General features: G+C 65.8%; 8 protein-coding genes. 5 read left to right on the top strand and 3 right to left on the bottom strand.

Annotated elements, in window-relative coordinates:
• Positions 1–1,322: 1,322 nt before the first annotated feature.
• A complete protein-coding gene (locus tag SIN04_RS01005) occupies positions 1,323–2,489 on the bottom strand; it encodes a tyrosine-type recombinase/integrase (protein WP_322843426.1) in 1,167 nt (388 codons plus the stop codon).
• Between the two features lie 156 nt (positions 2,490–2,645).
• On the opposite strand from SIN04_RS01005, the gene SIN04_RS01000 reads away from it, so the two are divergent.
• The gene (locus SIN04_RS01000) at positions 2,646–2,942 is read left to right on the top strand and encodes a hypothetical protein (protein WP_134493262.1); all 297 of its coding nucleotides are present in this window, start codon (positions 2,646–2,648) and stop codon (positions 2,940–2,942) included.
• On the top strand, positions 2,932–3,516 hold the full coding sequence (locus SIN04_RS00995; protein ID WP_134493260.1) for a type II toxin-antitoxin system VapC family toxin: 585 nt from the start codon (positions 2,932–2,934) through the stop codon (positions 3,514–3,516). The genes SIN04_RS01000 and SIN04_RS00995 overlap by 11 nt, the downstream gene beginning before the upstream one ends.
• 102 nt (positions 3,517–3,618) lie before the next feature.
• Here SIN04_RS00995 and SIN04_RS00990 read toward each other — a convergent pair whose 3' ends face one another.
• Together SIN04_RS00990 and SIN04_RS00985 are read right to left on the bottom strand one after the other, a co-directional pair.
• Positions 3,619–4,041, bottom strand: coding sequence for a type II toxin-antitoxin system VapC family toxin (locus SIN04_RS00990; RefSeq protein ID WP_134493258.1), 423 nt, complete (start codon positions 4,039–4,041; stop codon positions 3,619–3,621).
• Positions 4,038–4,316, bottom strand: a complete 279-nt coding sequence (locus SIN04_RS00985) for a type II toxin-antitoxin system Phd/YefM family antitoxin (protein ID WP_134493256.1) — start codon at positions 4,314–4,316, stop codon at positions 4,038–4,040. Before SIN04_RS00985 ends, SIN04_RS00990 begins: the two co-directional genes overlap by 4 nt.
• Before the next feature lie 601 nt (positions 4,317–4,917).
• Between SIN04_RS00985 and SIN04_RS00980 the strand changes: the two genes are divergently transcribed.
• The 3 genes from SIN04_RS00980 (at position 4,918) to SIN04_RS00970 (ending at position 6,985) form a co-directional block, all read left to right on the top strand.
• Positions 4,918–5,493, top strand: a complete 576-nt coding sequence (locus SIN04_RS00980; protein ID WP_134493254.1) for a Uma2 family endonuclease — start codon at positions 4,918–4,920, stop codon at positions 5,491–5,493.
• 62 nt (positions 5,494–5,555) lie between these two features.
• Positions 5,556–6,629: an RHE_PE00001 family protein gene (locus SIN04_RS00975; RefSeq protein ID WP_244606057.1), complete on the top strand. Its 1,074-nt coding sequence runs from the start codon at positions 5,556–5,558 to the stop codon at positions 6,627–6,629.
• A complete protein-coding gene (locus SIN04_RS00970) occupies positions 6,626–6,985 on the top strand; it encodes a hypothetical protein (RefSeq protein ID WP_134493252.1) in 360 nt (119 codons plus the stop codon). Before SIN04_RS00975 ends, SIN04_RS00970 begins: the two co-directional genes overlap by 4 nt.
• Positions 6,986–7,115: the final 130 nt, after the last annotated feature.

The following is a 7,115-nucleotide window of genomic DNA, read 5'->3' as shown; positions in this document are numbered from 1 at the left end:
TGACGAGTGCAGCCCGACCTGACGCCCAGAAGTCACTTTATTGCCTGATGGTCGTCAAGATAGGCCATGATTCTCTAATTTCGTCCAGCAAAATTGTACTAACAGAGTATTAACAGGCAGAATCGCGCATCTCTTCGCACTAGGTCGCAAAGGAAGGGTTGCTGGATCGAGGACGCCGCGGGCGCTCGGTCGAGTTTTGGGATCGGCCTCGTCCGATTCGTTTCCATACAAGGCGTCGGCCATGCCCGGGGCGTCAGATGGAGTTACTCCTTGTCGTTCGGGACTGAACCACATCCACAGCAACCAAAAGGACGCTTGCCGCCGCCATGGTGGCCTGTGCTTCGTGGCACTGCTCGAAGGTACCTCCGCCCGCGAGGCATGATGCTCACCTGCATCGAGCTTCGAGCGCATCTGCGAGTTTGTGCAAACAACCCTCGCACCGCGTCAGTTCATCCGGCACGGATATCCCGCCGGCAATATCTGACGTATGCGCCGCAGCGACTTTGGCCATCGGATCGATCCTACCGCCCTTCAATTACGCCTCGATCTTGGCTGGGTGTTCCGAAGGCCGCTTGCTGCGTCGGATAGCGCTGGAGTAGATCTTCGTGCCGCCCGAGCCTGATTGCTCCGATTGTTCAGCAGACCAGGCTGCACGCCAACGGCAGCCCCCAAAGAAACTGCGATTGGATCTGTGTCAGAAGCTGCTACCGGAGCGCCGCGATCATATTTTGGTGGCGATAATTGTTAGCCGCGACGAACCGGAATGCCCGTGCATCATAAGTTCGGACGATCGAGCATGAGGTTCGAAAGCAGGCTCGTCGTCTAGCCTAAACCCAAATGCCGAGAGACATTTGTGGCAGATAGGTAGCAGAACCAGAACCGCAGAAAATGTCGCTCATGGCAAATAAGTTGAGCCAAGCAATCACCTCCACATGCAAGCGCGTCAGACGCTTCTCAGGAAGCCATGCCTCCGCGTGAGGCGAAAAGCTTGTCAGTTGACAAGGTTTGGGCGCGTCTACCGCGTGTGGCAGGTCACCCCTCCCTTCCATTCCCGGCCAGAGCCGCGGCGCGGATGCCTGCTGGCCACCAAGACTAATCGATGAAAGCAGGCGCGCGGGCGCGCCGTTAACCTCCTGACCGCGGACAGATGGAGTGTTCGGGCGCGGCGTTGCTGGCGAATTGGAAAGTCCAAAGGCATTCGTCGGATACGTCGGAATGGAGGCCACTTACCTGAGAGTGCCGAGAATTAGCGGAGAACCCTGTCAGCTGACAAGGTTTCAGATCCAGCAATAGGGCCTTGCTGGAGGTCAAGACAGCTGGCCCTAAACCAGCCGCGCGGCCTTCCCGAGCCGCCGCTCGGCGTCATTGTAATAGCTCGCTGCCTGCTGCACCGAGCGGTGCTGCGATTGCTGCATGGCCTCCGGCAGCGACACCCCTGCCCTGGCCGCCTCGGTCAGATAGCCCGAACGCAGCCCATGCGCCGAGTAAAGCTTCGGATCGAGACCCGCCGCCGCGACGCGCCGTTTCAGGATCGCATTCACCGCCTGCGGCGTCAGCGCCCTGTCGTCGAGCCCGCCCCATTGGTCGATCGCCCGAAAGATCGCGCCTTTCTCGATGTCGGCGCGCAGAAGCCATTCCCGCAGCGCCTCTACCGGACGACCAACCAGAAGCACACGGGCGTCGGCGTCGGCCTCGGCCGTCTTGGTGCGGCCAAGGCGGATCGAAAGACACGGCAGCGCCGGCGAATTTGGCTCGCTCGGGTCTTCGAGGACCGCTTGTTCCTCGACGAGCTGCTCGACGCGCAGGGCCGCCACTTCGCTGCGCCGCCGCCCGCCGGAGGCGAAGGCGACCAGAAGCAGCGCGGCGTCGCGCGTATCCGCCAGCCGGTCGGAGCCGCAGGTGGCGAGCAAGGCCTCGAGCACGTCGCGCGTCACCGCGCGCTGGCTTTTGCGCATGCGCGGCCGCGCCGTCGCGCGCACCGAAAGCCGGAGCGCCGAACGCAGCGCAGGCGATTTGAACGGGCCCAACGCTCCCTTCCAGTGATGCAGGGTCGACCAGCTGGCGAGGCGCCGACGCACCGTCGCCGGCGCATGCGGTCCTTCGACCCGTAAGAGATCGCGCGCCCGCAAGGAGTCCGCCACCTCGGACGGCATGCCATGAGCTGGCTCGCTCTCACGCCGGGCAGGATCCCAAAGATGATGCGCGACGAATTTCAGCGCCAGCGCTTCGGGCGCCGGCCAGGGCAGGGGGCTACCGGTCGACGCCAAAGCCCAGGCCTCGAGATAGGCGAGATCGGAGGCGAGCGCGCGCAGGCTGTTCTCGCCCATGCCTTCCCTGGCCAGATGTTTTAAGGTGGCGACGTCGTCGTCGGTCAGGATCTCGGCGAGCCGGTCGCGCCGGTCCATCGGCAGGATCGCCGCGAGGGCATCGAGCTCTAGCGCGCGGCGCGTGACGGGATTGCGCGAACGGGCAGGGGAGGGGGCGGTCATTTGTCGTCCTTGGGCCGACTCAAACGTCGCGTCAGCATAGCCGCTTCGGGCCGCCGCGTGAATCGGCGCATCCGGCCCGCGAAATGGTCTTTTCCCCCACGGGCTTGCGCTCTTGTTGAACATTTCATAGTATTTGTTTAACAGAAGGAGATGGCCATGACGGCGCATGCGCCCCCGGCGCCTACCACGGAGGAGGAGATCGCGCGGGCGCGCAATCGGCTCGTGCTCGATCAGGCGCGGGCCGTCGGCCTGCTGGGCTCGGCCAAAAGCGCCCGCCTGTCGGGCCGCGTGCCGGCGAGCCTGATCGAAGCCGCCAAGCAGCGCGCGCATGTCGCCTCGGACACCGAACTCCTGGAGCTCGCCCTGGCGCGTCTGGCGCTCGAAGACGACTTTGGCGCGCGGCTGGTACGGCGCAAGGGAAGCGTCCCGCCGGACCTCGATCTTGAGCTTTGATCTTGCCGGGTCTCTGCGCACGCTGAAACCGCAAAAGCGAACCGAGCCGCTGCGGCGCCGACCGGACGGCGATCTGTTCTGGGCCGAGGACGCGCCCTTGATCGGCGGCGCGCTGCTGCTCGATACGTGCGTCTATCTCGACGTGCTGCAGGGCCGCACGCCCGAGGCGGCGGACGCGCTGCTGTCCTATCGGGTCTGCTATCATTCGGCCGTCTGCCTCGCCGAACTGACGCATGCCTTCGGGCGGCTGGATCCCGCCCATTCCTCCACCAAAACGGTCCTGAAAACGATCGGCGACGTCTTCGCCGACATTCCCGGGCGGCGCCTCCACGCGCCGGAGAGCGCCGCCTGGGGCGAGGCCGGCCTGCTCGCCGGCGCGCTGTTTCGCCTGAGCGGTCTGCCGCGCGGGGCGGGGCACGAGCGAAAGCTCCTCAATGATGCGCTGATCTTTCTGCAGGCGCGGCTGCTCGGCGCCAGCGTGCTCACCGCCAACGTCCGCGATTTCGACTTTCTGAGCCAGCTCGCGCCGAACGGGCGCGTCATCTTCTACCGGCGTCCCGGACTCGGCCCCTGACGATTCGGGCCGGGCGTCCGCGGCCCCCTGGCTCCCGGCGAGAGGCGGCCTACAAGAAGGTCCCCGATCGAGGCGGCGTCCGGCGGTCGGGCCGGTTTTCCCTCAATCCTCCCAGGGGTTGAGCAAAGCCACGCCGAAAGGCGCAAAATCCTTGACGTTGCGGGTGACGAGCGTGAGCTCCCTGGCGAGCGCCGTCGCCGCGAAAAAACCGTCCATGGCGGAGAGCGCGGTCCCGGTTTTCCGGCTCTCGGCCATCAGGTCGCCCCAGCGCTCCGCAACCGCCTGATCGATTGGGAGAATCCGGCCGCCAAACCGCGCCGGAAGATCATTGGCGAGCCAGGCGGCGAGCGCCGAGCGGCGGCGGCCCTCATCAAGCAAGGCGACGCCGCGCCGGAGCTCGGCGATCGAGGCGACGCTCAGGAAGACGCGGTCCTCGTCGATGGCGTCGAGCCAGGCGAGGGCTCTGGCGCTTGGCGTTGGCCGCTGCGCCTCCGACAGCACATTCGTGTCGAGAAGGAAATTCATAGGGCGATGTCGCGCGGCGCGTCGCGCTGGCGCTCGAGGTCGAGCCCGGCGCCGCGAAGCGGAGAGGCGAGCAGGAACTCGGCGAGCGTGCCTTTTCGGAGGGTCTTCTTCGCCCATTCCTCGGCCGAGACGATCACGGCGGCCGGCTTGCCGTTGCGGGTGATGAGCTGAGGCGAGGCCTGGGCGCGCTCGACCACTTCGGAGAGGCGCGCCTTGGCGCTGGCGAGCGTCCAGGCGCCGGCGGCCGGGGCAGCGGTTTTGTCGGGAGCGGGCATGGCGGACCTCATGTGACTATCATGACTATAATAACCATATGCGCGCCGCGGCTCATCCGCAAGGGGCGACCGGGACGGAATCCGGAGCGGAGGCGGGCGCGGCCCGGATGTGGCCCGGATGTGGCCCGGATGTGGCCCGGATGTGGCCCGGGTTCGGCCGCATGGTCCCGAAATTCCGCCCGAGGCGCCTAAAATCGCGCCCGCGGCAGGCCAAATTCCGCCAAAACCCGGCCGAATCGCGCCAAACGCCGTCGCCATCGATAAGCTATACTTATCGATGGTGATAAACTCCGGAAACGGCTTCCCGGGTGACGGAAGCGATGTCTTCATTCGCTTCCTTTTAACTATTTTTACTTTATTTATCAATATGCTTTAAATTATCAAGGGACGCTGGGGCCGGCTTGACGTTTAAGAGTCCAGCCGAAGCGGGCAACGGACCCTTAGCCTTCCGATCAAGTGGCCCAAGGGACCAAATGAGGCGCATCAACGGAAAATCGCGATCCCGCGATCTGTCCCCATGAAGGAGGAGCCGGAACCGGCGCCCTCTCTTGCCGATTTCGAAGGCTCGTCTTAGACTCTCCTGATCAGAAAGGATCCCCCCATGGGCGCGATTTTTGATCGTCCGCAAATTCCGACGAAGCATCGCTTTGATGTCGATGCCTATTACAAATTGGCCGAGGCCGGCATTTTACCAAACCCCCATCGCGTCGAACTCATCGACGGGGAGATTATCGATTTGAATGCGATTGGCAGTCCGCATGCCGCAATCACGACGCGTCTTACCCGGCAGTTCATCCGCGCGGTCGGGGACCTCGCCATTATCAGCGTTCAAAACCCGCTTCGCCTCGATTCCTATAACGAGCCAGAACCCGATCTCCTGGTGCTGCGGCCGCGCGCCGATGATTATCAGGCGAATCATCCCGGCGCGGCTGACGTTCTGCTCTTGATCGAAGTCTCAGAAACCTCACTCGGCCATGATCGCGGGCGCAAGCTGGCGCTTTACGCGAAATTCGGCGTCCCCGAGGTCTGGATCGTCGACATCGCGGGAGCGGCCGTCGAAGTCTGCCGCCAGCCCAAGGACGGCGCCTATGTTTCGCAGGAGCGCCGGACCAGCGGCATGCTCGCGCCGGCTCTCGTCAAGGGAATAGAAATCGACGTCGCCGCGCTGCTCGCGTGAGGCGCGCCAATGCCGCGGCCGATGCGTCGGCCGAGTGTTGGCGCGGACTTGGCGAGGGGCGCTTGCTGGATGCGCTGAAGGCGCCGCTCGCCGCCGCCGAGGATGCGCTGGCCCGCCTCGACGAGCGCGTCCGCGCGAGCCAGATTCGAGAGGGGTTCGTTAGCCGGTCGCATTTTGGGGACGCCTGCGCCAGCCTCTGGCTCGCCGGCGAGCTCGTCATGCTCGAGGACCTCGTGCTGCACGACGCCCGCATGGACATAAGGTCGCCGACCCACGAGGTGACCCGCGCCCAGGCGGTGCTGCGGACGCGCCGCCAGATCGCCGGGGCCGCGCCGGACTGGGCTTTGAGCCCGGACGGCCTCAAAATTTTGCGCGGCGATAGCGAAAGCAGGACGGAAGAAGCGACCCGGGTAGGGGAGGGGCTGGATGGCGCCGACGCGGCGGCGCTGGAATTGCCCGGCGGCGCCGATCCGCTCGCCGGCGAACTCGCCGCGCTCGAGCGCGCGCTCAACCGCAGCGACAAACTCCTCGCTGGCGACGCCGCCCGGGCGAGGGGCCCGCGCGACCCGCTCATCTATGATCCCGATTGGGAGGGTGACGAGAAGCTGGAGGCCTGGCGGCGCGCCGGCGCCGCGGCGCCGGCCGAACCGCCGCTTCTGGCCGCAGCCCTGCTGTGGGACGCCTGGGAGACCAACCCGCCGCTCGAGCGCCAGGCCTGGCTCGGCGCTCTGCTCGTCGCGGCGACGCTGCGGGCGCGCCAGAAAACCCGGGCGCATCTTTGCTGCGTGAATTCGGCGCTGAAGCTCGTTCCGCGTGAGCGGCGCCGGTCCAGGGACCGCACAGTCCGGCTCACCGCCTTTTTGGAGGCGATCGCGGCCGGCGCGGAGGCCGGGATGGCCGACCACGACCGCTGGCTGCTGGCGCGGCGGCGCCTCGAGGGCAAGCTGAAGGGCCGCCGCTGCTCATCCCGACTGCCCACCCTCGTGGAGTTCATGCTGGCGCGGCCGATCGCCTCGGCCGGCATGATCGCCGCCGCGCTCGGCGTCACCCCGCGGGCGGCGCAGGACATGGTCGCCGAACTCGGCCTGCGCGAAATGACCGGCCGCGGCCGCTACCGGGCCTGGGGCATCTTGTGACGATCTTTGGCGGCTGTCCGCTTCCTTGTCGATTCGCGCCGGGCGTCGACGCCGATCGGCGCGTCAAGACCGCGTTGCGGTTCATCGAAGCGAGGTCGCTGCATCATGCATTTTACCTCGGGAGTTTCGCCGGCGGCCTTGACCCGGACGAGCGCCGCAAGGCGGTCAACTCGTTTCAGATCGGGCTTTCGCACGGGATCGCAGGCAAGCTGAAAAGCATGAAAGCCGAGCGCGACGCGGCCAATAAAATATCGTCCGGACGCGATCTCGCGCCGTTGAAGACATCCGTCATCGACGACGAAATGGCGAAACTCGAATTGTCGTTCGAGGCCAGAAGCCGGGCGCGCAGAAAGTAGATTTTGGTCGACGCCTATGAAGCCGGGCAAGTCGCCGGACGCCGCTTCGAGGTCAGGGCCGCCGTCGAGACGGGCGCCGCCGACGCGTAACCCGGTTAGGCCGCGTTTTGACTGTTGCGGCCGGGGCCGA

Source organism: Methylocella tundrae (assembly GCF_038024855.1).
GTDB lineage: Bacteria > Pseudomonadota > Alphaproteobacteria > Rhizobiales > Beijerinckiaceae > Methylocapsa > Methylocapsa tundrae.
Note: the sequence above shows the minus strand (reverse complement) of the source record. Positions and strands in the feature narration are given on the sequence as shown.